This window comes from Pseudomonas fluorescens, assembly GCF_000967965.1.
GTDB classification, from domain to species: domain Bacteria; phylum Pseudomonadota; class Gammaproteobacteria; order Pseudomonadales; family Pseudomonadaceae; genus Aquipseudomonas; species Aquipseudomonas grandcourensis.
Genome location: NZ_LACC01000011.1, coordinates 580,281 through 605,587, shown reverse-complemented (window position 1 = coordinate 605,587; position 25,307 = coordinate 580,281). Strand labels below are relative to the sequence as shown.

The 25,307-nt window shown below is 59.3% G+C and carries 25 protein-coding genes; 10 read left to right on the top strand and 15 right to left on the bottom strand.

Annotation, left to right across the window (positions count from 1 at the left end):
• Positions 1-55: 55 nt before the first annotated feature.
• Positions 56-1,255, bottom strand: coding sequence for a tyrosine--tRNA ligase (tyrS, locus tag VC35_RS09740; protein WP_046039529.1), 1,200 nt, complete (start codon positions 1,253-1,255; stop codon positions 56-58).
• A gap of 211 nt (positions 1,256-1,466) precedes the next feature.
• On the opposite strand from tyrS, the gene VC35_RS09735 reads away from it, so the two are divergent.
• Positions 1,467-2,885: a peptidoglycan DD-metalloendopeptidase family protein gene (locus VC35_RS09735; protein WP_046039527.1), complete on the top strand. Its 1,419-nt coding sequence runs from the start codon at positions 1,467-1,469 to the stop codon at positions 2,883-2,885.
• A 3-nt stretch (positions 2,886-2,888) separates the two neighbouring features.
• The gene (locus VC35_RS09730) at positions 2,889-3,980 is read left to right on the top strand and encodes an anhydro-N-acetylmuramic acid kinase (protein WP_046039525.1); all 1,092 of its coding nucleotides are present in this window, start codon (positions 2,889-2,891) and stop codon (positions 3,978-3,980) included.
• A 68-nt stretch (positions 3,981-4,048) separates the two neighbouring features.
• Here VC35_RS09730 and erpA read toward each other — a convergent pair whose 3' ends face one another.
• Both erpA and argC read right to left on the bottom strand, forming a co-directional pair.
• Positions 4,049-4,399: an iron-sulfur cluster insertion protein ErpA gene (gene erpA / locus VC35_RS09725; protein WP_007906865.1), complete on the bottom strand. Its 351-nt coding sequence runs from the start codon at positions 4,397-4,399 to the stop codon at positions 4,049-4,051.
• A gap of 154 nt (positions 4,400-4,553) precedes the next feature.
• Positions 4,554-5,588: an N-acetyl-gamma-glutamyl-phosphate reductase gene (gene argC, locus VC35_RS09720; RefSeq protein ID WP_046039523.1), complete on the bottom strand. Its 1,035-nt coding sequence runs from the start codon at positions 5,586-5,588 to the stop codon at positions 4,554-4,556.
• A gap of 294 nt (positions 5,589-5,882) precedes the next feature.
• On the opposite strand from argC, the gene hemJ reads away from it, so the two are divergent.
• From hemJ to coq7, 6 genes are all read left to right on the top strand, one after another.
• Positions 5,883-6,311, top strand: a complete 429-nt coding sequence (gene hemJ, locus VC35_RS09715; protein WP_046039521.1) for a protoporphyrinogen oxidase HemJ — start codon at positions 5,883-5,885, stop codon at positions 6,309-6,311.
• Positions 6,312-6,344: 33 nt separating this feature from the next.
• Positions 6,345-7,313: an NAD(P)H-dependent flavin oxidoreductase gene (locus tag VC35_RS09710; RefSeq protein ID WP_046039519.1), complete on the top strand. Its 969-nt coding sequence runs from the start codon at positions 6,345-6,347 to the stop codon at positions 7,311-7,313.
• 93 nt (positions 7,314-7,406) lie between these two features.
• Positions 7,407-8,372, top strand: a complete 966-nt coding sequence (locus tag VC35_RS09705; protein ID WP_046039516.1) for a DUF805 domain-containing protein — start codon at positions 7,407-7,409, stop codon at positions 8,370-8,372.
• Positions 8,373-8,433: 61 nt separating this feature from the next.
• Positions 8,434-9,222: an SDR family NAD(P)-dependent oxidoreductase gene (locus tag VC35_RS09700; protein WP_032829767.1), complete on the top strand. Its 789-nt coding sequence runs from the start codon at positions 8,434-8,436 to the stop codon at positions 9,220-9,222.
• Positions 9,223-9,302: 80 nt separating this feature from the next.
• Positions 9,303-9,641: a histidine triad nucleotide-binding protein gene (locus VC35_RS09695; protein ID WP_046039514.1), complete on the top strand. Its 339-nt coding sequence runs from the start codon at positions 9,303-9,305 to the stop codon at positions 9,639-9,641.
• A gap of 149 nt (positions 9,642-9,790) precedes the next feature.
• Positions 9,791-10,438, top strand: a complete 648-nt coding sequence (gene coq7 / locus VC35_RS09690; protein ID WP_008051652.1) for a 2-polyprenyl-3-methyl-6-methoxy-1,4-benzoquinone monooxygenase — start codon at positions 9,791-9,793, stop codon at positions 10,436-10,438.
• A gap of 118 nt (positions 10,439-10,556) precedes the next feature.
• Here the strand turns inward: coq7 and speD are convergent, their stop codons facing one another.
• Together speD and VC35_RS09680 are read right to left on the bottom strand one after the other, a co-directional pair.
• On the bottom strand, positions 10,557-11,348 hold the full coding sequence (gene speD, locus VC35_RS09685; RefSeq protein ID WP_007986012.1) for an adenosylmethionine decarboxylase: 792 nt from the start codon (positions 11,346-11,348) through the stop codon (positions 10,557-10,559).
• 239 nt (positions 11,349-11,587) lie between these two features.
• Entirely contained in the window at positions 11,588-12,010 is a 423-nt protein-coding gene (locus VC35_RS09680; protein ID WP_007941657.1) for an OsmC family protein, read from the bottom strand.
• Between the two features lie 228 nt (positions 12,011-12,238).
• Between VC35_RS09680 and crp the strand changes: the two genes are divergently transcribed.
• On the top strand, positions 12,239-12,883 hold the full coding sequence (gene crp / locus VC35_RS09675; protein WP_046039511.1) for a cAMP-activated global transcriptional regulator CRP: 645 nt from the start codon (positions 12,239-12,241) through the stop codon (positions 12,881-12,883).
• 10 nt (positions 12,884-12,893) lie between these two features.
• Here the strand turns inward: crp and VC35_RS09670 are convergent, their stop codons facing one another.
• The 4 genes from VC35_RS09670 to VC35_RS09655 all read right to left on the bottom strand — a co-directional run bounded on the left by VC35_RS09670 (position 12,894) and on the right by VC35_RS09655 (position 16,180).
• The gene (locus VC35_RS09670) at positions 12,894-13,595 is read right to left on the bottom strand and encodes a lipoate--protein ligase family protein (protein ID WP_046039510.1); all 702 of its coding nucleotides are present in this window, start codon (positions 13,593-13,595) and stop codon (positions 12,894-12,896) included.
• Positions 13,596-13,694: 99 nt separating this feature from the next.
• Entirely contained in the window at positions 13,695-14,531 is an 837-nt protein-coding gene (trpC, locus tag VC35_RS09665) for an indole-3-glycerol phosphate synthase TrpC (protein WP_046039508.1), read from the bottom strand.
• Positions 14,528-15,577 (bottom strand): anthranilate phosphoribosyltransferase, encoded by a 1,050-nt coding sequence (gene trpD / locus VC35_RS09660; RefSeq protein ID WP_046039507.1) that lies wholly within the window; start codon positions 15,575-15,577, stop codon positions 14,528-14,530. Before trpD ends, trpC begins: the two co-directional genes overlap by 4 nt.
• 9 nt (positions 15,578-15,586) lie before the next feature.
• Complete coding sequence (locus VC35_RS09655) at positions 15,587-16,180, bottom strand: aminodeoxychorismate/anthranilate synthase component II (RefSeq protein WP_007906885.1); 594 nt, start codon at positions 16,178-16,180, stop codon at positions 15,587-15,589.
• Positions 16,181-16,588: 408 nt separating this feature from the next.
• Between VC35_RS09655 and estP the strand changes: the two genes are divergently transcribed.
• Positions 16,589-18,499, top strand: coding sequence for an esterase EstP (gene estP / locus VC35_RS09650; protein ID WP_046039504.1), 1,911 nt, complete (start codon positions 16,589-16,591; stop codon positions 18,497-18,499).
• A gap of 75 nt (positions 18,500-18,574) precedes the next feature.
• Here estP and trpE read toward each other — a convergent pair whose 3' ends face one another.
• The 6 genes from trpE to VC35_RS09620 form a co-directional block, all read right to left on the bottom strand.
• Positions 18,575-20,056 carry an anthranilate synthase component I gene (gene trpE, locus VC35_RS09645; protein WP_046039503.1) on the bottom strand — a complete coding sequence of 494 codons (1,482 nt, stop codon included), beginning with the start codon at positions 20,054-20,056 and terminating at the stop codon, positions 18,575-18,577.
• Between the two features lie 69 nt (positions 20,057-20,125).
• Positions 20,126-20,944 (bottom strand): phosphoglycolate phosphatase, encoded by an 819-nt coding sequence (locus VC35_RS09640; protein ID WP_046039502.1) that lies wholly within the window; start codon positions 20,942-20,944, stop codon positions 20,126-20,128.
• Positions 20,941-21,615, bottom strand: coding sequence for a ribulose-phosphate 3-epimerase (rpe, locus tag VC35_RS09635; protein WP_046039500.1), 675 nt, complete (start codon positions 21,613-21,615; stop codon positions 20,941-20,943). The genes VC35_RS09640 and rpe overlap by 4 nt, the downstream gene beginning before the upstream one ends.
• 115 nt (positions 21,616-21,730) lie before the next feature.
• The gene (locus tag VC35_RS09630) at positions 21,731-22,879 is read right to left on the bottom strand and encodes an iron-containing alcohol dehydrogenase (protein WP_046039498.1); all 1,149 of its coding nucleotides are present in this window, start codon (positions 22,877-22,879) and stop codon (positions 21,731-21,733) included.
• Between the two features lie 214 nt (positions 22,880-23,093).
• Positions 23,094-23,918, bottom strand: coding sequence for an ABC transporter permease (locus VC35_RS09625; RefSeq protein WP_046039496.1), 825 nt, complete (start codon positions 23,916-23,918; stop codon positions 23,094-23,096).
• 12 nt (positions 23,919-23,930) lie between these two features.
• Complete coding sequence (locus tag VC35_RS09620; protein WP_046039494.1) at positions 23,931-25,178, bottom strand: ABC transporter permease; 1,248 nt, start codon at positions 25,176-25,178, stop codon at positions 23,931-23,933.
• Positions 25,179-25,307 lie beyond the last annotated feature (129 nt).

Sequence of the window (25,307 nt, the reverse complement as noted above, 5' to 3'; positions counted from 1 at the left end):
GAAGTGGGGCGAATTATAGGCCTCCAGAATCTGCCGTCAACCCCTTATTTCAGCTTTATTCGGATTTGAGCGTAATACGCGCAAATGCCTTCTTCCCGGCCTGGCAAACATGGGTCGCGCCCAGTGCATACATAAAGGTGCGATCAACAACCTCACCATCTATACGCACACCACCAGAACCCAGGAGATCTCGCGCCACCGCCGAGTTCTTGACCAGGCCAGCCTTATTAAGGACAGCAGCAATCGGCATATCCTCGGCAGCAGTCAATTCGATTTCCGGCAGATCATCCGGCAGCTCGCCATCCTTCATACGGTTACCGGCAGCACGGTGAGCATTGGCAGCAGCTTCCTCACCATGGAAGCGCGCGACGATCTCTTCAGCCAGCTTGATCTTGATGTCACGCGGATTGGCACCCGCCTCTACATCTGCGCGGAACCCATTGATCTCTTCCATGGAGCGGAAGCTGAGCAACTCGAAGTAACGCCACATCAGCACATCCGGAATGGAAACCAGCTTGCCATACATCACACCCGGCGCTTCCTGGATACCGACGTAGTTGCCCAAGGACTTGGACATCTTCTTCACGCCATCCAGACCCTCAAGCAGCGGCATGGTCAAAATGCACTGGGCTTCCTGACCATAACCACGCTGCAGCTCACGCCCCATCAGCAAGTTGAACTTCTGATCAGTGCCGCCGAGCTCGACGTCCGCGCGCAGAGCTACCGAGTCATAACCCTGAACCAGCGGATAAAGAAACTCATGAATGGCGATTGGCTGATTGGTCGTGTAGCGCTTGTCGAAGTCATCGCGCTCGAGCATGCGAGCCACGGTGTACTGCGAAGTCAGGCGAATGAAGTCGGCCGGCCCCATCTGATCCATCCAGGTGGAGTTGAAAGCCACTTCGGTTTTTGCCGGATCGAGAATCTTGAACACCTGAGTCTTGTAGGTCTCGGCATTCTCAAGGACTTGCTCGCGAGTGAGCGGCGGGCGCGTGGCACTCTTGCCGCTCGGATCACCGATCATCCCGGTGAAGTCACCTATAAGGAAGATCACCTGATGCCCCAGCTCCTGGAACTGACGCAGCTTATTAATAAGCACGGTGTGACCCAAGTGCAGGTCCGGAGCCGTTGGATCGAAGCCCGCCTTAATACGTAGCGGTTGGCCACGCTTGAGCTTTTCAATCAGCTCGGACTCGACCAACAGTTCTTCCGCACCACGTTTGATCAGCGCTAGCTGCTCTTCAACCGACTTCATAACAGACCCGCAAGGCTCAGATTCAAAGGGAACCAACCATACAAGATCGCGCGTCAAATACAAGGTTTGCCCGGCGCACGGACGCCAATCCGCAGACAGAGCGCCTGCGGACTTGCTTCAGAGATGATTTGGTTATATTTTATACAGTTATTTCATCTTCATCATGTCATTCATCTTTTCCAATTCATCTTTTTCAAAGTCAAAACCACTTATGACCACAGAATCGTCTAAAGCGCCGCCGCTTTACCCGAAGACCCACTTGCTTGCCGCAAGTGGCATCGCCGCCCTTCTCAGCCTGGCGCTCCTGGTATTCCCTTCCAGCGATGTCGAAGCCAAAAAGACAACCCTGAGTCTTGAACTGGAAAGCCCCGCTGAACAACTGACACAAGATCAAGACGCTGCTGAGGCCGTTCAAGCCACAAATGAACCAGCAACCTCCCCCTTCGCGCAGATCGACAACAGCGCCGAAGACACCCAGGAAACAGCTCAAGCCGAGCCTGCGCCGGTCGCCGAAGAAAAGAAGCCGGCAAGCCACAGGGAAGTGATCGTCACCAAGGGTGACACCCTCTCTACACTGTTCGAGAAGGTCGGCCTCCCAGCAACCTCAGTGCATGACGTGCTGGCCAGCGACAAGCAGGCCAAGCAGTTCAGCCAACTCAAGCATGGGCAAAAACTCGAATTCGAACTGAGTCCTGACGGCCAGTTGAGCAACCTGCACAGCAAACTCAACGACCTCGAAAGCATCAGCCTGACCAAGAACGACAAGGGCTACACCTTCAACCGCATTACCGCGAAACCGACCGTGCGCTCCGCCTATGTACATGGTGTGATCAACAGCTCGCTGTCGCAGTCCGCAGCCCGGGCCGGCCTGTCTCACAGCCTGACCATGGACATGGCCAGTGTGTTTGGCTACGACGTGGACTTCGCCCAGGATATTCGCCAGGGCGACGAGTTCGACGTGATCTACGAGCAAAAGGTGGTCAACGGCAAGGCCGTCGGCACTGGCCCGATCCTGTCGGCGCGCTTCACCAACCGCGGCAAGACCTACACCGCCGTGCGCTACACCAACAAACAAGGCAACAGCAGCTACTACACCGCTGACGGCAACAGCATGCGCAAGGCGTTCATCCGCACACCGGTGGACTTCGCTCGCATCAGCTCGAAATTTTCCATGGGCCGCAAACACCCGATCCTGAACAAGATCCGCGCCCACAAAGGCGTCGACTACGCAGCACCGCGCGGCACTCCAATCAAGGCAGCCGGTGATGGCAAGGTCTTGCTGGCCGGTCGCCGTGGTGGCTACGGCAATACAGTGGTCCTCCAGCACGGCAATACCTACACCACGCTCTACGGCCACATGCAAGGCTTCGCCAAAGGCGTGAAGACTGGCGGCACTGTGAAACAGGGCCAAGTGATTGGCTATATCGGCACCACCGGTCTCTCCACCGGTCCGCACCTGCACTACGAGTTCCAGGTCAATGGTGTACACGTCGACCCGCTGGGCCAGAAACTGCCAATGGCTGATCCGATTGCCAAGGCCGAACGCGCACGCTTCCTCGCCCAAAGCCAGCCACTGATGGCGCGCATGGAACAGGAAAAAGCCACTCTGCTGGCTTCGAGCAAGCGCTAAGCCATGGCGCTCTATATAGGTGTGATGTCCGGAACCAGCCTTGATGGCCTGGACATCGCACTGATCGAGCAAGCTCCGGCGATCAGACTGATCGCCTCCCACTACATCCCGATGCCCGATACCCTGCGCGCTGAGCTGCTCGGCTTGTGCGCCAGCGGCCCGGACGAAATCGCCCGCTCCGCCATCGCCCAGCAAAACTGGGTGAAGCTGGCAGCCCAAGGGATTCATGCCCTTCTCGCTCAGCAGCAACTGAAGACTGACGACATTCGTGCGATTGGCAGTCATGGCCAGACCATCCGCCACGAACCGGCACGCGGTTTCACCGTGCAGATTGGCAACCCGGCCCTGCTGACCGAGCTGACCGGCATCACCGTGGTCAGCGACTTCCGCAGCCGCGACGTTGCTGCCGGCGGACAAGGCGCACCGCTGGTTCCCGCCTTTCATGAAGCCTTGTTTGAAGAGCGGGCTGGAAATCGCGCAGTACTGAACGTTGGCGGCTTCAGCAATCTCAGCCTTATCCAGCCCGGCAAGCCGGTCGCCGGTTTCGACTGTGGCCCGGGCAATGTGCTGCTGGACGCCTGGATTCACCAGCAACGCGGCGACCACTTTGACCGTGACGGCCAATGGGCTGCCAGCGGCAATGTAGAACCGGTGCTGTTGAATGCACTGCTCAGTGATCCGTTCTTTGTGACCAAAGGCCCGAAGAGTACCGGCCGGGAAGTGTTCAACCTGCCATGGCTGACACGACATCTGGCACAACTGCCAGCCTTCGCCGCCAAAGATGTTCAGGCGACGCTGCTTGAGCTGACCGCGCTGACCATCATCGAGTCACTGCAAAGCGCCCAGGCAGACACGCAGGAGCTGCTGGTCTGCGGCGGCGGCGCCCACAACACGGCCTTGATGATTCGCTTGGCCAGCCTGCTGCCAAACGCCAGCGTCAGCAGCACTGCCACCTACGGCGTGGACCCCGACTGGGTTGAAGCCATGGCCTTCGCGTGGCTGGCTCATTGCTGCCTCGAAGGCATCGCAGCCAACCGTCCAAGCGTCACCGGTGCCCGCGGCTTGCGCGTACTCGGCGCCATCTACCCCGCATAAATCCTCCACACAGCAAAACGCCGCAAGACCCTGAGGCCGTGCGGCGTTCTGTGAAACAGGTGCGCTGATCAGATCGAGAACGAAGAACCGCAGCCACAGGTGGTGGTTGCATTCGGGTTCTTGATGACGAAACGCGAACCTTCCAGACCTTCCTGGTAGTCCACCTCGGCACCTGCCAGGTACTGGAAGCTCATCGGATCGACAACCAGACTCACACCTTCGCGCTCGACGATGGTGTCGTCATCGGCCACTTCTTCATCGAAGGTGAAGCCGTACTGAAAACCTGAACAACCGCCGCCCGTAACGAATACGCGCAGCTTCAAGCGATCATTCCCCTCTTCATCGACCAGGCTCTTCACCTTGTGCGCGGCACCGTGGGTGAATTGCAAAGCCGTGGGGGTGAAGGATTCGACGCTCATGCTGACTATCTCCCGGCGTTACGCCGTCATATTGCGTGATGACGCGCATTATCCGCTTCTCCTAGAAAAGCGGTCAACTATTCTAGGAGCAGCGACAAGCTTCAAGCTGTGAGCTTCAAGCTTGCCGCTTACAACTTGAAGCTTGTAGCTCCTCTCAAGGCAGCATGCCGGCGTGGGACAGGCCCAGACGCTCATCCAGCCCGAACAGAATGTTCATGTTCTGCACGGCCTGACCCGAAGCGCCTTTGACCAGATTGTCGATCACCGACAACACGACCACCAGATCACCATCCTGAGGGCGATGCACAGCGATACGGCAGACGTTGGCACCCCGTACGCTACGAGTCTCCGGATGGCTGCCGGCCGGCATCACATCGACGAACGGCTCGTTGGCATAACGCTTTTCAAACAACGCCTGCAGATCCACCGAGCGATCAACAACGGTTGCGTAGAGCGTGGAGTGAATGCCACGAATCATCGGCGTCAGGTGTGGAACGAAGGTCAGGCCGACGTCCTTGCCTGCTGCACGACGAAGCCCCTGGCGAATCTCCGGCAGGTGACGGTGACCTTTGACCGCATAGGCCTTCATGCTTTCCGACGTTTCGGAGTACAGCGAGCCTACGGAAGCACCACGACCGGCACCGCTGACGCCGGACTTGCAGTCAGCAATCAGATGCGCAACATCGGCCAGGCCGGCTTCGAGCAATGGCAGAAAGCCCAATTGCGTTGCAGTTGGGTAGCAACCCGGCACCGCAATCAGGCGCGCTTTCTTGATCTGCTCGCGATTGACTTCCGGCAAGCCGTAGACCGCCTCGTCCAGCAACTCCGGTGCACCGTGCGGTTGGCCGTACCACTTGGCCCATTCATCCGCGTCTTGCAGACGGAAGTCGGCCGACAGGTCGATGACCTTGGTCCCGGCCGCCAGCAGTTCGCCCGCCAAGGCATGGGCAACACCGTGCGGTGTGGCGAAGAACACCACATCGCAGGCACCCAGGGTCTTGATGTCCGGAACGCTGAACGCCAGGCCGTCGTAATGGCCTCGCAGGTTCGGGTACATGTCGGCGACGGCCAGGCCAGCCTCGGATCGGGAAGTGATGACAACCACCTCAGCTTGCGGATGTTGCGCCAACAGACGCAGCAGTTCGACACCTGTGTAACCCGTGCCGCCGACGATACCGACCTTGACCATAAACCTGCCCTCAACGAACCCACTGGAAAGCCGTCGATAATAGGGGCCGTGCGCCCCTGCGACAACCGTCAAGGTGACGTGCGGACGCTCACGAGTCCCGTCTCGGGCATACGTTCAAGTTTTGGCGAGTGGATTTTGTTGCCAGACAAGGCGCCGCGACGAGTCATAGCCCGCTATGGCGAGGAGCGGCAACGCAGTATGGCGACAAAAGACACCGTCAAAATTGAACAGTTATGTCCGAGATGGGACTCTTTCTCTACTATTCAGGCTACCGTGAACCTGGAATAACCAAAAATGCTCTATCTGTGGCTCAAAGCGTTTCATATCGTCAGCGTCGTGTGCTGGTTTGCCGGCCTGTTCTATTTGCCGCGCCTGTTCGTTTATCACGCACAAAGTGAAGACACGATCAGCAAGGAACGCTTCAGCGTCATGGAGCGCAAGCTGTACCGGGGCATCATGGGCCCGGCGATGATCGCCACGCTGATCTTCGGTGGCTGGCTCATCTACCTCAATCCAGGCATCTTCAGCCAAGGTGGCTGGATACACGCCAAACTGACCTTGGTCGTGTTGCTGATCGGCTACCACCACATGTGCGGCGCCCAGGTAAAACGTTTTGCCCGTGGCGAGAACACCCGCAGCCATGTCTTTTATCGCTGGTTCAATGAAGTGCCGGTTCTGATATTGCTGGCTATCGTAATTCTGGTCGTCGTTCGGCCGTTCTAAATCCAACAGGCACCACTCACCGGGGTACTTCCAATGTCGCTGCCCGCTCTGCTCGAACAACGTTTACGTCTGCCCGTGGTGGCGGCGCCGATGTTCCTGATATCCAATCCGCAATTGGTACTCGCCTGTTGTCGCCAGGGCGTGGTCGGCAGCTTCCCGGCGCTGAACCAGCGTGAAAGCAGCGGCTTCAAGGCCTGGCTGGAAGAAATCGAAGCCGGGCTGGCGACAATGGAAAATCCCGCGCCTTATGCCGTGAACCTGATCGTCCATAACAGCAATCCACGTTTACAGGCGGATCTGGAGATCTGCGTCGAACACAAAGTGCCGATCGTGATTACCAGCCTCGGCGCCGTGAAAGAACTGGTCGACGCGGTGCACAGCTACGGCGGCCTGGTGTTCCATGATGTAACGACACGCCGTCATGCCGAGAAAGCGGCCGAAGCCGGCGTGGATGGATTGATAGCCGTGGCTGCTGGCGCCGGTGGACACGCTGGGACCTGGAGCCCGTTCTCGCTGATTGCCGAGATCCGCCAGTTCTTCGACAAGACCCTGTTGCTGGCCGGCTGCTTGAACCACGGCCACGAAATTCTTGCCGCTCAATTGCTCGGCGCGGATTTGGCCTACTTTGGTACACGATTTATCGGCACGACCGAAAGTCACGCGCCCGACGCCTACAAAGAAATGCTGCTGACATCCAAAGCGGCAGACATCATCCATACTCCAGCCGTGTCAGGTGTCCCCGCGAGCTTCATGCGCAAGAGCCTGGAGGCCGCCGGTTTCGACATGGCCGCCTTGCAAGGCAAGGGCGAGATCAACTTCGGTTCCAAGCTCAAACCCGTCAGCGATGAGGCCAAAGCCTGGAAGACCGTTTGGTCTGCCGGCCAGGGCGTGGGAGAAATCGAAGACTTGCCGAGTGTCGAGCAGTTGATTACGCGTCTCGACGCGGAGTACCGCCAGGCCCTGGACCATGCCGCCCGGCTGCCAAAACGCTGGCCGCGCTGACAGCAAATCTTGGCCAGTCTTGCCCGGCTGGCCCTACACTCACCCAGGCACAAGCTTCTTCTTTCAACCTCTCGCGACAAGGATGCCTCGCACATGGGCGAAAATCGTTTCAAGATCGTATTCGAAGGCGCCTTGCTGCCCGGTGTCGACATCACCACGGCAAAGCTCAATCTTGCCGATTTGTTTAAAAGCGATGTCACAGCCATCGAGCGCTTGTTCGCCGGGCGTCCGGTAGCGCTCAAACGCAACCTGTCGCAAGCCGATGCCCAGACCTATCTCCAGGCACTGAGCAAAACCGGTATCGACGCCCGCATCGAAGCTGAAACGCCGATCGAACTGAACCTCGCCGACGTTCATGACCATGCTCCGGCCAGCAGCCAGGAGCCTTTGGCAGATCCACAGTCCCCTTACGCGCCGCCTCGCGCGCCCGTCGGCGAAGCCGTAGCCGAATTCGCAACGCTCAAGCCATTCAGTTTCGATGGCCGTATCGGCCGTTTGCGCTACCTCGCCTGGACGCTGGTGCTGTCAACTGTGCTCCTGGTCGTTTGCGGGGTGTTTGCCTTGGTCGCCCTGGCTATCATCGGCGCGGATTCGACCGCCGGCCTGATATTGGGCAGCTTGCTGGCCTTGATCCTGTTCGTCGGATTTGCCTTCGTCAGCATCCAGATCACCGTTCAACGCTTGCACGATGTCGGCTGGTCCGGCTGGCTGTGGTTGCTGAACCTGGTGCCGTTCGTTGGCAGTTTCTTTCCGTTCGTGATCATGGTCGTACCGGGCAACGACACTGCCAACCGCTACGGCCCACCGCCTCCGCCGAACAGTACCGCGGTCAAGGTATTGTCTTCGCTGTGGCTGATCGTTATCGCGCTGATTCTGTTCGGCACGCTGGCCGGTGGTCTCACGGCGATACGGGAAGAATACAAAAGCGCCGCCCAGAGCAGCTACGAAAGCAGTTCGGTCACCACCGATGAAATCGACGTCGAGGTCGAACCGGTGCCAAATTCCACCGACGATGCAGCCGAAGAGGCCCAGCCCCCTGTAGACTCTGCGAAAGAATGAACAGCGCTCCTGGCCCGTGACACCTGCGTCGCGGCGCGGAGCTGTTGCGATGGAGAACTGCATGACCCGTTACGCTCTGATCACTGGTGCCTCCAGCGGCATCGGCCTGGCAATGGCCGAAGCGCTGGCCCGGCGCGGCCGCAGCCTGATTCTGGTGGCCCGACAACGTGATCAGCTGGAAAGTATTGCGATTGAACTGACCCAAAGGTTCGGCGTGGAAGTGCTGTTCCGTGCCTGTGACCTGGGCGAACCGCTGCGCCTGTCCGGATTCCTGCTGGAGCTGGAAGAAGGCGACCGGCAGATCGATCTGCTGGTCAATTGCGCCGGTATCGGTACATGCGGCCCGTTTCTGGCCCAGGACTGGATGACCGAGCAAGACCTGATCGAAGTGAACATTCTCGCCCTCACCCGCCTGTGCCACGCCATCGGCAACAGCATGGCCCTGCAAGGCGGCGGGCAGATTCTGAATGTGGCCTCGGTAGCGGCGTTTCAACCCGGGCCGTGGATGAGTACTTATTACGCCAGCAAGGCGTATGTGCTGCACTTTTCCGAAGGATTGCGCGTCGAGCTGAAAAAATGTGCGATCAAGGTTTCGGTGCTCTGCCCCGGGCCGACCCGAACGGCGTTTTTCCGTACCGCGCAACTCGACAGCGAAAAACTGACCAACAGCAAACTGCTGATGAGCCCCGAGGAAGTGGCGCTCTACACCGTGCGCGCACTGGAAAAGAATAAAGCGATCATCATTCCCGGGCGGCGCAACCGCTGGTTCGCCTTCCTGCCGCGGCTCGGCTCGCGCTGGCTGACTCGCACGATCGCCGGCATGGTCAACAAGGCCTACTGCCCGCGCTGATCCAACCCAAGGTAAAAAGCTGGGCGCTGGCATACGCCATGAGTACACTCAGGCCAGCCCAAACAACGGAGAAAACAGCTGTGGATACTCTGTTCACCAAGATCATCAACCGGGAAATCCCGGCGAAGATCATTTACGAGGACGACCAGGTACTGGCCTTCCACGACATTGCCCCACAGGCACCGGTACATTTCCTGGTGGTCCCGAAGAAACCGGTTCGCACCTTGAACGACCTGACCGAGGACGACAAGACATTGGCCGGGCACATACTGTTCACCGCCCAGCGCCTGGCACTGGAACTGGGCTGTGAAAAAGGTTTCCGCGTCGTCATGAACTGCAATGAAGAAGGCGGGCAAACCGTCTACCACATTCATATGCACGTGCTGGGTCAGCGCCAGATGCACTGGCCGCCGGGCTGATTGCGCCAAACCCTGTGGAAGCGGCGCACAGCCGCTTCCACAAAAGGCATCACAACACTGTCACAGCCTCTGCATCACAATGACCCAGCGCAAACCTTCCCCGGCCGATTGGGTTAAACTGGCCGCCGAAATTCCCCTCGGAGGTCAGCATGACTACCCAACGTCACTACTCGCCGATTGACCGCCTTCTGCTGCAAGCCGATGCCGCGATGCGCACCCTGCTGCCCTTCAGCGGCCAGCCGTACCGTCCGTCGCCCGCCATCGTGCAGCCGGATGCGAAAATGAGCGACGAAGACACGCGCCACGTTGCCGGCCTGATGCGCATCAACCATACCGGCGAAGTCTGCGCCCAAGCGCTGTACCAAGGACAGGCGCTGACCGCCAAACTGCCGCAAGTGCGTGCCGCGATGGAACATGCCGCCGAAGAAGAAATCGATCACCTGGTCTGGTGCGAACAACGCATTCATCAACTGGGTAGCCACACCAGCATCCTCAATCCGCTGTTCTATGGCATGTCGTTCGGGATCGGCGCAGTGGCCGGCCTGATCAGCGACAAAGTCAGCCTCGGTTTCGTTGCGGCGACGGAAGACCAGGTGTGCAAACACCTGAACGAACATCTGGAGCAATTGCCGGCCGAGGATGAAAAATCCCGGGCGATTCTTGAGCAGATGCGCATCGATGAAGAACAGCATGCCGAAAGTGCGCTGGATGCTGGCGGGTTCCGCTTTCCGGCACCGGTGAAGTTCGGGATGAGCCTGATGGCCAAGGTGATGACAAAGAGTACTTATCGGATCTGATGGTTGCTTTGTCGGTCCGGGCCTCTTCGCGAGCAGGCTCGCTCCCACAGGGTTCGGTGATAACAATAAAAAAGGCGACTGCCGTGATGGAGTCGCCTTTTTTTTGTGTTCGAGAATCTTACGCCATATTGCGCGCGTAGAAGATTTCGAGCATTTCGTGTTTCACCCGCTCGGTCACCTGGGCGCGTTGCTCAGAGGACAGGTTGCTGGTGGCGTCGCCGAACAGGTAGTTATCCAGTTCGAAGTTCTTCAGCAGCATCTTGGTGTGGAACAGGTTTTCCTGGTACACGTTCACGTCGGTCATCTGGTACGCGTCGTAAGTGTCGTCGGAGAGGTAGTTCTGGATCGAATTGATCTCGTGGTCGATGAAGTGCTTTTTGCCTTCAACGTCACGGGTGAAGCCGCGCACACGGTAATCCACGGTCACGATGTCCGAATCGAACTGGTGAATCAGGAAGTTGAGCGCTTTAAGCGGTGAAATGACCCCGCAAGTCGACACATCGATGTCCACACGGAAGGTTGCAATACCACTGACCGGATGGATTTCCGGATAGGTGTGCACCGTGATGTGGCTCTTGTCGAGGTGGGCCAGAATGATTTCGGGCAGCGGGCCCGGAGACTCTTCGATCTGACTGTCGGTCGGGGTTACCGGCTCTTCCGAGATCAGGATCGTGACGCTGGCGCCCTGCGGCTCATAGTCCTGACTGGCAATGTTCAGGATGTTGGCACCAATGATATCGACAACTTCCGTGAGGATCTGCGTCAGGCGTTTCGCGTTGTACTCTTTATTGATGTACTCGACGTAAGCCTGCTGGTCTTGCGGGGTTTCCGCGTAGCAGATGTCATAGATGTTGAAGCTCAAGGTCTTTGTCAGGTTATTGAACCCGTGGAGCTTGAGTTTGCTTTTCACCGTTAAAAACTCTCTATGTGTTTGCGGCCCGGCCGCGTGATCAAGCATGCCCGTCAAATGCGAACAACGCACCTGCGTAGGACGGTTAACACCTCTTCGCGATGGCGATTTTGGTTGTCTGTTCGGGAGCGCGGCCTGTCGGCTGACGGGCCACTACCCTGAAAAAAGTGGCGCATTATGCAGACGTCAGCTTGGGATCGCCAGAGTCTGCACAGCTTTTATGATAGTTGAATGTCGATTCAACCGAGCTCGATGATCTCGTAGTCGTGGGTAATTGCCACACCAGCCGCGCCGAGCATGATCGAGGCCGAGCAATACTTCTCGGCAGACAGCTCGATGGCGCGTTTGACCTGGGCCTCTTTCAGCCCGCGGCCCTTGACCACAAAGTGCATGTGGATCTTGGTGAACACCTTTGGATCTTCGGTCGCACGCTCGGCTTCGAGGAAGGCTTCACAGCTTTCGACCGCCTGGCGGGACTTCTTGAGGATGCTGACCACATCGAAATTGCTGCAACCGCCGACACCCAGCAGCAGCATTTCCATCGGCCGGACACCCAGGTTACGTCCGCCGGCATCGGGCGGACCGTCCATGACCACGACATGACCGCTACCGGATTCGCCGAGGAACATGGCTTCGCCAGCCCATTGGATGCGTGCCTTCATCGCCAAGACTCCACTGTATAAAAAAGGGTCGCCAGCTTAGCACAGGCCCCGTGATTGACAGCGCCCGGCGTCCTAGGACATATCCCACTGCCTTGTAGGTAAATGCTCGAATATTGCTGGAAGTGTCTGTTAAGCTGACGCCAATTCTATGGCGCATAGCCAGCTTTACTCCAGCATTCACTTTTTATAAAAACCAAACATACCGTGCAGTTTTTTCGGGATACAACCATGGTTGCTATTGCCCCCAACTCCAAGATCAAGAACCTCGACAAGCTGTTGATGCATTGCCAGCGCCGCCGTTATCAGGCCAAGAGCAACATCATTTGTGCCGGCGACCGCTCGGAAACGCTGTTCTTCATCATCAAAGGCTCAGTCACCATCCTGATCGAAGATGACGACGGCCGGGAAATGATCATTTCCTACCTGAACGCCGGGGACTTTTTCGGCGAGTTGGGCCTGTTTGAGCAAGCCGGCCTGGAGCAGGAGCGCAGCGCTTGGGTGCGGGCCAAGGTTGAATGCGAAGTCGCGGAAATCAGCTACGCGAAATTCCGCGAGTTGTCCCAGCAGGATCCGGACATTCTTTACGTCCTCAGCGGACAAATCGCACAACGCCTGCGCAACACCACGCGCAAGGTCGGTGACCTGGCATTCTTTGATGTAACCGGCCGAGTCGCCCGCTGTCTGCTGGAGCTGTGCAAACAGCCAGACGCCATGACGCACCCCGATGGCATGCAAATCAAGGTGACCCGTCAGGAAATCGGGCGGATTGTCGGTTGTTCGCGGGAGATGGTCGGTCGCGTGCTCAAGGATCTGGAGGAGCGCAACCTGGTGGACGTCAAAGGCAAGACCATGGTGGTCTTCGGTACGCGATAAGCTCGAAAACCTAGCCGCTGAACATCTGCGCCAGCATCAACCGGTAGAGTTCGTCGAGGCGCGCCAGGGCATCGTGCGCCGCGAACTTCTCATGTAACGCGATGTGGCTTTCGGCGCGTACTCGTTGCTCCAGACCGCAGGCCTCGTTGAAACGATTGACTGCGGCGACCATCGACTCTCGGTCGTTGTCCATCAGCATCGCACCGTGCACCAACCCCACCGGTCGCTGACCACCTTGGCTCTGGCGCCAGCGTTGCGCGGTGCCGACCATCTTGCGTCCATCAAGGTTGACGTTGAAGCGGCCATCGCAGAACGCGCCGTCGATTTCGCCAAGGGACGACGAACCACCCAATTCATCCAGCAACTGGCAGATGGGATCGCACAGGCGCCGGTAACCGGTTTCGATGCGGTTCAAATCACCTTCGCTGCGTGGTGGTGCGTAAACCAGGGCGATGTTGATCGTTGTGGCCGATTGTGGAACCGGCTCGCCGCCGGTATCGCGCAGCAGCACTGGCCAACCTGCCGCCGCCGACACTTCACATGCAGCCTCGAAACCCGGCAAGCGATTCAAACGGCGCGGCATGACCAGCGCCCGATCGCTCGGCTGCCAGAACAGCAGGCCGAACTCCGCGTCGCCGGCACAGACCGAGGCCAACAGATCCTGCTCGGCTTGCAGGCCGGCTTCGATGGTGAGGGAGGTTGGCAGCGACATGGAAGGCTCCGACAGACCAGAGGTCTTCAGGGGATTTGCGGGCCTCTTCGCGGGCAAGCCCGCTCCCACAGTGGAAGCGGATTGCCTGTGAAGATGTATTCAGTCGAGGGTCGAGCCGCTGACGGGAATACCGCGCTCAGGGAAGAACAGACGCTGCAACTCGGTACCCGGGCTTTCGGCGCGCATGAATGCTTCGCCGACCAGGAACGCGTAGACGTCGCTGATTTCCATCAGTTCGACATCGGCGCGGTTGAGAATGCCGCTCTCGGTGATGACCAGACGATCGCGTGGAATGCGCGGTAACAGGTCGAGGGTGGTTTCCAGGCTGACATCGAAAGTGTGCAGATTGCGGTTGTTCACACCAACCAGCGGAGTATCGAGGGTTATCAAGGCCCGCTCCAGCTCATCGCCATCATGGACTTCCACCAACACGTCGAGGTTGACGCTTTTGGCCACGGCTGCCAGTTCGGCCATTTTCACGTCATCCAGTGCGGAAACGATCAACAGCACGCAATCGGCGCCCAGGGCCCGGGCTTCGACGATCTGGTACGGATCGATCATGAAGTCCTTGCGGATCACCGGCAACTTGCATGCCGCACGGGCCTGCTCCAGGTAGGCGTCAGCGCCCTGGAAATAATCGATATCGGTGAGTACCGACAGGCAGGTCGCGCCGCCCTTCTCGTAGCTTCTGGCGATATCGGCGGGAACGAAGTTCTCACGGATCACGCCTTTGCTCGGCGAGGCTTTCTTGATTTCAGCAATGACTGCCGGCTGCTTCAACTTGGCCTGAGCCAGCAAGGCCTTGGCAAAACCACGGGGTGCATCGGCCGCCTTGGCCAGGTTTTCCAGCTCGGCGAGGCTGACGCGAGCGCTACGCTCGGCGACTTCCTCGACCTTGCGCGCCAGAATCTTTTCCAGAACCGTCGGTACACTCATCCCTCATTCTCCACTTTGAATACCGCGGTAAATGCACCCAGTTCCTCAAGCTTTTCTCGAGCGAGGCCGGTGTGCAACGCATCGTGCGCCAAGGCAACGCCTTCTTTCAGGCTGCTGGCATGGTCGGCCGCGTACAGTGCGGCACCGGCATTGAGCACGATCATCTCGGCCGCTTTTTGACCGTTTTCGGTCTTGCGCTTGCCCAGGGCATCGCGAATCAGCTCCAGGGAAGCCGCCGGGCTTTCCACGGCCAGGCCATGCAGGCTCTGGCTCTTCATGCCCAGGTCTTCCGGCTCGACCCAATACTCGGTGATCTGGTCGTTTTTCAGCTCTGCCACGAAGGTCGGTGCTGCCAGGCTGAACTCATCCAGGCCATCCTTCGAATGCACCACCAGCACATGCTTGCTGCCCAGACGCTGCAACACTTCCGCCAGCGGCCGGCACAAGGCCTGGGTAAATACGCCTACCACCTGATGTTTCACGCCGGCCGGATTCGTAAGCGGGCCGAGCATGTTGAACAAGGTACGCAAGCCCAGATCCCGGCGCGGGCCGGCGGCGTATTTCATCGCAGAGTGATGGGTCTGGGCAAACATGAAACCGATACCAACGTTGTCAATGCAGCGTGCCACCTGAACCGGCGTCAGGTTCAGGTAGATACCGGCCGCCTCCAGCAGATCGGCACTGCCGCTCTTGCCCGAGACTGCACGGTTGCCGTGCTTGGCCACGGTGCAGCCAGCAGCGGCAACCACGAACGCAGAAGCGGTCGACACGTTGAAGATATTGGCGCCGTCGCCGCCGGTGCCCACCACATCGACCACACCGTCGAGGGTCTTGAGTTCGACCTTGTCCGCCAGTTCGCGCATCACCGACACCGCACCGACGATTTCGTCGATGCTTTCGCTCTTCATGCGCATGGCCATCATGAACGCGCCAATCTGCGCGTCCGAGCATTGCCCGGTCATGATCTCGCGCATGACATCGCGCATTTCATCGGTGCTGAGGTCGAGGTGATCGACGATACGGCTCAGGGCTGTCTTGATATTCATGAAAAGTCCTTAGCGCGTGCCGCCGGTTTGCTTGAGGAAGTTGGCGAACAGTTCGTGGCCCTGTTCGGTGAGGATCGACTCAGGGTGGAACTGCACGCCTTCGATGTTCAGAGTCTTGTGGCGCAGGCCCATGATCTCGTCGACCGAGCCGTCTTCGAGTTGGGTCCAGGCGGTCAGCTCCAGGCAATCTGGCAGGGTTTCGCGCTTGACGATCAATGAATGATAGCGCGTGACCGTCAGCGGACGATTCAGGCCTTCGAAGACACCCTTGTCCTCGTGAAATACCGGGCTAGTCTTACCGTGCATCACTTGGCGGGCGCGCACAACATCACCGCCAAAGGCTTGGCCGATGGACTGGTGGCCGAGGCAGACACCTAGAATCGGCAGTTTGCCGGCGAAATGCTTGATCGCTTCAATCGAGATGCCGGCCTCGGTCGGGGTGCAAGGACCGGGGGATACAACAATGCGCTCAGGGTTGAGGGCTTCGATTTCAGCGATGGTCAGCTCATCGTTGCGCACGACCTTGACTTGGGAGCCAAGCTCGCCCAGGTATTGCACAACGTTGTAGGTAAAGGAGTCGTAGTTATCGATCATCAGCAACATGGCGTATAGAACCTCTTGAATTCACTGACTTTGAAGATGGCCTTCGAATGATTTACCCGCAGAGTGCTGCGCTTTGTCAGGTGCCGGAGTAGCGCCAGCAAAGCGGCATTTCAAACAGGTAAATAAGGCAAAGCGGTACAGGTCCGGCGAAGCCGGCAAAAGAATTCAGGCGCGCCAACGCCAGCGGGCGTGTGCCTTGATGACTTGATCCAGGAGTTTACTGATGATCAACACGGGGAAGGTCTCGTTCGTACGTCCCGGCACAGTAACTTAGCTGGGCAGAGCGCGCAATATCGCCGGGGGCACTGCCCGCGAAACTATCAAAGGCTTCGCGACAGATGGCAAAAGGCCGGAAGTTTTTGGTACTGTCGTTTCGTTCACTAAAACAATAAATAAACGGACTTGCTCATGATCAAACAGTCGTTGTTTGTACCGCTCGCAGGATGCTTGCTCGCGATGGCATGCGCCCAGGCGAACGCCGCACCTAATCCTTATACAAGTTTCATTGTCTTCGGGGACAGCCTTAACGACGCTGGGACCTTTGCCGACACGGGCGGGCCTGCCGGGGCGACACAGCGCTTCACCAACCGGACGGGGCCGGTGTACCTGGATGGCAGCGGCGAAGTCCGCTCTCTCAACTCCACACAGATCCTGGGTGGGAAACTGGGGTTTTCACCGGACCAAACGGCATCCTCTGCTTCAGCCGTTCGCGCCAACGAAGGCCTGCCTGATGGTAACAACTGGGCTGTAGGCGGCTACCGTACCGACCAGATTCTTGATTCGATTACCAGCACCTCCGCCACTGGCGAGCGCACCCGGGCCGGCTATCTTCCATCCAATAACTTCCGTGCCGACCCGAATGCACTGTATTACCTGTCGGGTGGCGGTAATGACTTCCTGCAAGGTCGCGTGACCAGCCTGCCCCAGGCCAGTGCCGCCGCCGACCGCCTGGCCGACAGCGTGCAGACGCTGCAAACCGCCGGCGCCAAATACGTCATGGTCTGGTTGCTGCCCGATATCGGCTTTACCCCGGCGTTCAACGGCACCCCGCTGCAAGCGTTCACGTCCCAACTCAGCGCCCAGTTCAACACTGAACTGGTAAGCCGACTGCAAAACATCAATGCCGAAGTCATCCCGCTCAACATTCCGGTACTGCTCAAAGAGACGTTCGCCAACCCGGCACAGTTTGGCCTGGCCACCGACCAGAACCTCATCACCACCTGCTTCAGCGGCAACGGTTGCACCGAGAACGCCCGCTACGGCATCAACAGCGCGACGCCGGACCCGACCAAGCTGATCTACAACGACTCGGTGCACCCCACCGAAGCCGGGCAGCGCCTGATTGCCGATTACGCCTACTCCCTGCTGGCGGCGCCATGGGAGCTGACCTTGCTGCCGGAAATGGCCCAGGGCACCGTGCGCGCGCATCAGGATGAATTGCGCAACCAGTGGCTGGCCGATTGGGAAAACTGGCAAGGCGTCGGCCAATGGCGAGCCATTGTTTCCGGCGGCGGACAGCATCAGGACTTTGACGGTCAGGACAGCGTGGCAAGCGCCGACGGCAACGGCGCCAACCTGAACATCGGTGGCAGCTATCGTCTCGATGACGCCTGGCGTGTTGGTCTGGTGGCCGGTTTCTACAACCAGAAACTCGAGGCCGGCAACAACGACTCCGACTACAAGCTCAACACTTACCTGGGCACGGCTTTCGCCCAGTACCAGCAAAATCGTGTGTGGGCTGATGCGGCGTTGACGGCCGGGCATCTGGATTACGACAGCCTCAAGCGTAAATTCCAGCTGGGCGCCAACGAACGCGGCGAAAAAGGTGATACAAGCGGCTACGTCGAAGCCTTCAGCGCACGCGTGGGTTACGACATTGCGCAACAAGCCAGCAGCCCCTGGCACCTGTCGCCGTTTGTCAGCGCCGACTTCTCCAAGGTGCAAGTCGATGGTTACTCGGAGGACGGCAACAATTCCACGGCGCTGACCTTCGCCGATCAGGAGCGTATTTCCCGGCGCCTGGGCGCTGGCCTGCAGGGCAAATACCAGATCACCCCACAAACCCAGGTTTTCGGCGAAGCGGCAATCGAGCGCGAGTACAACGACGATACCCAGGACGTGGACATCAACCTCAATACCCTGCCAAACAACCAGTTCACGCTGGAAGGCTACACCCCGCAAAGTCACTTGCAACGAGTGAACCTGGGTGTGAGCCACAACCTCACCAAGGACCTGGCACTGCGCGCCAGCTACAACATCCGCAAGGACGATGACTTCACCCAACAGGGCATCAACGTAGGTGTTGCGCTGGACTTCTGATGTGCAGCCAATAAAAAACGCGGCGCCCTCACAGGCGCCGCGTTTTTTTATGGTGGTGAGGTCTTTGTGGTGAACTCAGTTTTCCGTGGTCTGTTCAGCCAGGGCAACGGCGCGGAACATCGCGCGGCGCTTGTTCAGGGTTTCTTCCCATTCCAGCGCCGGCACCGAGTCGGCAACGATGCCACCACCGGCCTGCACATGCAGCTCGCCGTTCTTGATCACCGCCGTGCGGATCGCAATGGCGGTGTCCATGTTGCCGTTCCAGGCGAAGTAACCGACTGCACCGCCGTAGACACCACGCTTGACCGGCTCCAGTTCGTCGATGATTTCCATCGCGCGGATCTTCGGCGCGCCGGACAAGGTGCCCGCCGGCAGAATCGCCCGCAGTGCATCCATCGCCGTCAGCCCTGCTTTCAGTTGCCCGGTGACGTTGGACACAATGTGCATCACGTTGGAGTAACGCTCGATCACCATCTTCTCGGTGAGCTTCACCGAGCCGATTTCCGAAACGCGACCGGTGTCGTTGCGGCCGAGGTCGATCAGCATCAAGTGTTCGGCGATTTCCTTGTCGTCCGACAGCAGGTCTTTTTCCAGCGCCAGGTCAGCCTCTTCGTTGGCGCCCCGCGGACGGGTACCGGCAATCGGGCGCACGGTGATCAGGTTGTCCTCCACCCGCACCAGTACTTCCGGCGAACTGCCGACGACGTGGAAGTCGCCGAAGTTGAAGAAGTACATGTAAGGCGTCGGGTTGAAGCAGCGCAGCGCGCGATACAGATCGATGGGGGCTGCCTTGAAGTCGATCGACATGCGCTGGGACGGCACGACCTGCATGCAGTCACCGGCCAGGATGTATTCCTTGATGGTGTCGACGGCTTTTTCGTAATCGTCCTGGGTGAAGCTGGAGCGGAATACCGGGTCAGCCGATTGCTGCTTGCTGAAGTCCAGGCCACGGCGTGGAGTGATCGGCTGACGGAGTTTTTCCAGCAGCTCTTCCAGGCGCGCGCGACCTTGCTCAAAGGCGTCTTCCTGCGCTGGGTCGGCCAGTACGATGGCGTGCATCTTGCCGGCCAGGTTATCGAACACCACCACGGCGTCCGACACCATCAGCAGAATGTCCGGTACGCCCAGCGGGTCCGGGTTCGGGCATTTGCCCAAGCGCTTCTCGACATAACGCACGCAGTCATAGCCGAAGTAACCCACCAGGCCGCCGTTGAAACGCGGCAGGCCGGCAATGGTCGGCACGTTGTAGCGCGCCTTGAAGGCCTCGACGAAGGCCAGCGGGTCTTCCACGTCGTGGCTTTCGGTTTCGACGCCATCGACGGTCACGCTGACGTGATGATCGTGAACCCGCATCACGGTGCGGCACGGCAGGCCGATGATCGAGTAACGGCCCCACTTCTCGCCCCCCTGTACGGACTCCAGCAAGTAGGAATTGGGCTCGTCGGCCAGCTTCAGGTAGATCGACAACGGCGTGTCGAAATCGGCCAGGGTTTCGCAGGCAAGCGGGATGCGGTTGTAGCCGGCAGCGGCCAAACGCAGGAATTCTTCGCGGATCATGAGGTGCCTCGTGGCTTGAGGGTCGAACAGTCAGGTATGCAAACGCGCCGGAAACCGGCCAGGATCAAGTCAGGCGCGCCAACGCCAGCGGGCCAGGGCCTTGATGACTTTCATCCAGAGTTTGCGAGTGACCACCACAATGGCGTTTCCAGAAGGGGGTTTGACAGCGTCGGCCAACGTTATCTCAGCGGCCGGATCCAGGCAACCGGGAATTAGTTTGCGCAGATCGTCGATCACCAGTGCCGGAGATTCTTCCGCGATCGGCCGACCGTGGTTATAGCCGTAGCTCAGGGCCACGCACTTGACCCCCGCCGCTTTCGCCGCCAGCACATCGCTGCGCGAATCGCCGACAAACAACGACTGCGAAGCCGGAATGTTGGCCATTTTCATCACGAAAAACAGCGCGGCCGGATCGGGCTTTTTCTGTGGCAGGGTGTCGCCGCCGATGATCCAGCGGAAATAACGGCCGATTTTCATCTGATCCAGCAGCGGCGCGACGAAACGCTCCGGCTTGTTGGTGATCAGCGCCATCTCGACGCCCTGCTTTTGCAGCCATTTGAGGGTGTCGCGTACGCCGGGGTAAACCACGGTCAACTCATGGCTCTCGCCATAAGCCTGCATGAAATGCTCCAGCGCCCGTTCGGCCTCGTGGTCATCGACCGCCGAATGATCGATAGCGCCAGCCAGCGCACGGCGCACCAGCACCGGCGCGCCGTTGCCGACCCATTCGCGTACCGCGTCCAGGCCCGCGGGCTTACGACCGAGTTTGAGCAGCATCTTGTCCACAGCCACTGCCAGGTCCGGGACCGAGTCGATCAAGGTACCGTCCAGATCGAACATCACCAGCCGCGGCAGTTGCCCCGGGAACAACTGCTCAAATCCACTCATGGGCGAGCCAGCGCCAGTTCGGAACGCATCTTGTCGATGACTTCCTGATAGTTCGGCGCATTGAAGATGGCCGAGCCGGCGACGAAGGTGTCAGCGCCAGCCGCAGCGATTTCGCGAATGTTGTTCACGTTCACGCCACCGTCGATTTCCAGGCGAATGTCACGGCCCGACGCATCGATCAGCGCCCGCACTTCACGCAGCTTGTCGAGGGTGCCGGGGATGAACTTCTGCCCGCCGAAGCCCGGGTTGACGCTCATCAACAGGATCATGTCGACCTTGTCCATGACGTGCTTGAGCACATCCAGCGGGGTCGCCGGATTGAACACCAGGCCCGACTTGCAGCCGCCGTCGCGGATCAGTTGCAGGGAGCGGTCGACGTGTTGGGAGGCTTCCGGGTGGAAGGTGATGTAGGTCGCGCCGGCTTCGATGAAGTCGCCGACGATACGGTCCACCGGGCTGACCATCAGGTGCGCGTCGATCGGCGCGGTCACGCCGTACTTGCGCAGCGCCGAGCAGACCATCGGGCCGATGGTCAGGTTGGGCACGTAGTGATTGTCCATGACATCGAAGTGCACGAAGTCGGCGCCGGCGGCCAGGACGTTGTCCACTTCTTCACCCAGGCGGGCGAAGTCGGCGGAGAGAATCGACGGAGCAATTACGAAGGGCTGCATGACGCACCTTTTCTGAGCAGAATCACGATGGCGCGCATTGTATACCTCATGCTTTGACGCGCGCACCGTGAGCGCGATGATTGGACCTTGCCATCATCCATCGACGGCAAGGCCCCTAGTACGCCGCGCGATAGATCTTTTCGATATCGACGGCACTCAACTTACGAGGATTGTTGCGCATCAAGCGCTCGATCCCCGCCGCTTCCACGGCCATGGACGGGATGGCGTCCTCGGGTACACCGAAACTGCGCAGCCCCTGGGGAATTTCCACCGCGGCACACAGTTCGGTCATGGCTTGCACGGCTTTATCGGCCGCTTCGTTGATGCTCAAGTGAGCGGTCTTCACGCCCATGGCCTCGGCGATATCCTGCATGCGTTCGATGCAGGCCATCTTGTTCCAGGTCATGACATGGGGCAGTAGCAAGGCATTACTGACCCCATGGGCAATGTTGAAGCGCCCGCCCAGCGGATACGCCAGCGCATGCACCGCGCCAACCCCGGCATTGCCGAACGCCATGCCGGCCATCAGGCTGGCAGTGGCCATATCCTCCCGGGCTTGCAGGTTCGACGGGTTGGCGTAGGCCTTGGGCAACGCCTTGGCGATCAACTTGATGGCGCCGATGGCCAGGGCATCGGTAATCGGCGAGGCGTTGACCGACAGATAGGATTCGATGGCATGCACCAGCGCATCGACGCCGCTGGCCGCCGTGACGCTGCGCGGACAGGTCAGGGTCATTTGCGGACTGACCAGCGCCACATCCGGCAACAGGTAGTCGCTGACAATGCCCTTCTTCAGTTGCGCGACCTTGTCGGAAAGGATGGCGACGTTGGTCACTTCCGAGCCGGTGCCGGCGGTGGTCGGAATGGCGATCAACGGCGGGCCTTTGCGCGGGACCTGATCGATACCGAACAGATCCTCCAGCGCACCGTGGTACCCGGCGTAGGCCGCCACGCTCTTGGCAATGTCGATGGCACTGCCGCCGCCGAGGCCGATCAAGCCGTCATGCCCACCGTCGCGATAGGCCTGCATGCAATCTTCGACGATGGCGATTTCCGGGTCCGGCAACACCCGGTCGAAAATCTCGTAACTGCGTTCGCCCAGCTGCGCCAGTGCCAGTTCAACCGTGCCGGACTTGACCAGGGCGGCATCAGTGACGATCAGCGGGTTGTCGATATCCAGGCGTGTCAGCTCGGCAGACAGCTGCTCGATGGCACCTGCGCCGGTGATCAGTTTGTGAGCGATTTTGAAAGAGGAAAGACTCATGTGCGCAGCCTCTTATAGGTAGGGGAGCTGGGCACAATAGTAGCTGGGGATTGGGCTTTGTCTGCCATTCAGGTCGTGAATGACCAAACAGACACTAGAGATCCAATGTAGGAGCGAGCCTGCTCGCGAAGACGGACTGACAGTCACTATGGATGTCGACTGAACGTCCGCTATCGCGAGCAGGCTCGCTCCTACAGTTGATTGGTGTGGAGACTTAAACCTGCGCAGTACGCAGTTTCTCGCTACGCCCACGAAGCCATTCCAGGGTCAGCAGCAGGATCACCGAGAAGGCAATCAGCAGCGTCGCGGCGGCGGCGATGGTCGGGCTGAGGTTTTCGCGGATGCCGCTGAACATCTGCCGTGGCAGGGTCGCTTGTTCGGGGCCGGCAAGGAACAGCGTCACCACCACTTCATCGAACGAAGTCGCAAAGGCAAACAGCGCCCCGGAGATCACGCCCGGCGCAATCAGTGGCAAGGTCACCCGGCGGAACGTGGTCAGCGGCGAAGCGCCCAGGCTTGCCGCAGCCCGTACCAGGTTCTGGTTGAACCCCTGCAAGGTCGCCGACACTGTGATGATCACAAACGGGACACCGAGCACGGCATGCACGACGATCAGCGAGGTATAGCTGTTGCCAAATCCCAGTGGAGCGAAGGTCAGGTAACTGGCCACACCAATGATCACCACCGGCACCACCATCGGCGAAATCACTAGCGCCATCACCAGCGGCTTGCCCGGGAAATCGCCTCGGGTCAGGCCGATCGCCGCCAGCGTGCCGAAGATCATCGCCAGTACCGTCGCTGCCGGGGCCACGATGATGCTGTTCTTCAACGAACGCATCCATTCCGCCGAGGCAAAGAAATCCTGGTACCAGTGCAGCGAAAAGCCTTGCAGCGGATAGACCAGAAAACTCCCCGAGTTGAACGACAGCGGAATGATCACCAGCACCGGCAGGATCAGGAACAACAGAATCAAGCCGCAGAGAATCCGCAAGCTGTAGAACCACACCCGTTCGATGGGCGACATATAAGGACTCAGCATTTCGTTCTCCCCTTAGCTCAGGCGCAGGCGGCTTGCGCCCACCAGCCAGCTGTAAATCAGATAAAGCACGACCGTCGCGAGCAACAGCAGCCCACCGAGTGCGGTCGCCATGCCCCAGTTGATGCTGGTGTTGGTGTAGAAGGCGACGAAGTAGCTGACCATCTGGTCGTTCGGGCTGCCCAGCAATGCCGGGGTGATGTAGTAGCCGATGGCGAGGATGAACACCAACAGGCAACCGGCGCCTACACCGGCATAGGTCTGCGGGAAGTACACCCGCCAGAAGCTGGCGAACGGATGGCAGCCGAGGGAAATCGCGGCGCGCATGTAGGTCGGCGAGATGCCTTTCATCACGCTGTAGATCGGCAGGATCATGAACGGCAGCAGGATATGCACCATGGAGATGTAGACACCGACGCGGTTGAACACCAGCTCGATCGGCTTATCGATGATGCCCATGGCCATCAGGCCGCTGTTGATCAGGCCACCCGATTGCAGCAAAACGATCCACGCCGCGACTCGAACCAGAATCGACGTCCAGAACGGCAACAGCACCAGAATCATCAGCAAGTTGCTCTGGCGCGACGGCAGGTTGGCCAGCAGGTAAGCCAGTGGATACGCCAGCACCAGGCAGATCACGGTGATGACCAGACCCATCCAGAAGGTGCGGGCGAAGATGTCGAGGTAGATCGCCTGATCCGGGGTGGCCGGGGCGACTTCGCCGAGGTCGTCGATGCGATGATCGACAGCCGCCAGCAGGTAATACGGGGTAATGCTGCTGGTGTTGCGGCGTACCGCTTGCCAGTAGGCCGGGTCACCCCAACGCTCATCGAGGCCTTCCAGTGCTTCTTTATAAGAAGCCGGCTCAGTGGCGAGCGGCAAGGCGCGGGCGGTTTTGGTCAGCAGGCTGCGGTAGCCGGCCAGTTCCATGTTCAGGCGCTTGGACAGATCACCCAGGGTCTGATTCTTGCGAGCCTCGGCGAGGTCTTCGGCCGCTGCTTTATAAACCGGTTCAGCGGGCAGGCCGCGGCCGTCCCAACTGACGATGGCGGTCACGGTGCGCGGCATGCCGCCGACCACTTCCGGGTTGCCAACGCTTTTGTAGAGCAGCGCCACGATCGGCACCAGGAACACCAGCAACAGAAACAGCACCAGCGGCGCGATCAACGCCTGGGCCTTCCAGCGGTTGACCCGCTCGGCGTGCTTGAGCCGCTGCTTCAAGGTGGGGCTGGTGCCCTCGTTCAGGGGAACGGCGATAGCCATGACGTACTCCGGGAATCTTTGATCGTTACAGAGGCGGCGAACCGCCCCTGTTGTGTTGAAACACCGCAACCAGTGGGAGCGATTTATGTGGCGAGCGAGCTTGCTCGCGCTGGGCTGCGAAGCGGCCCC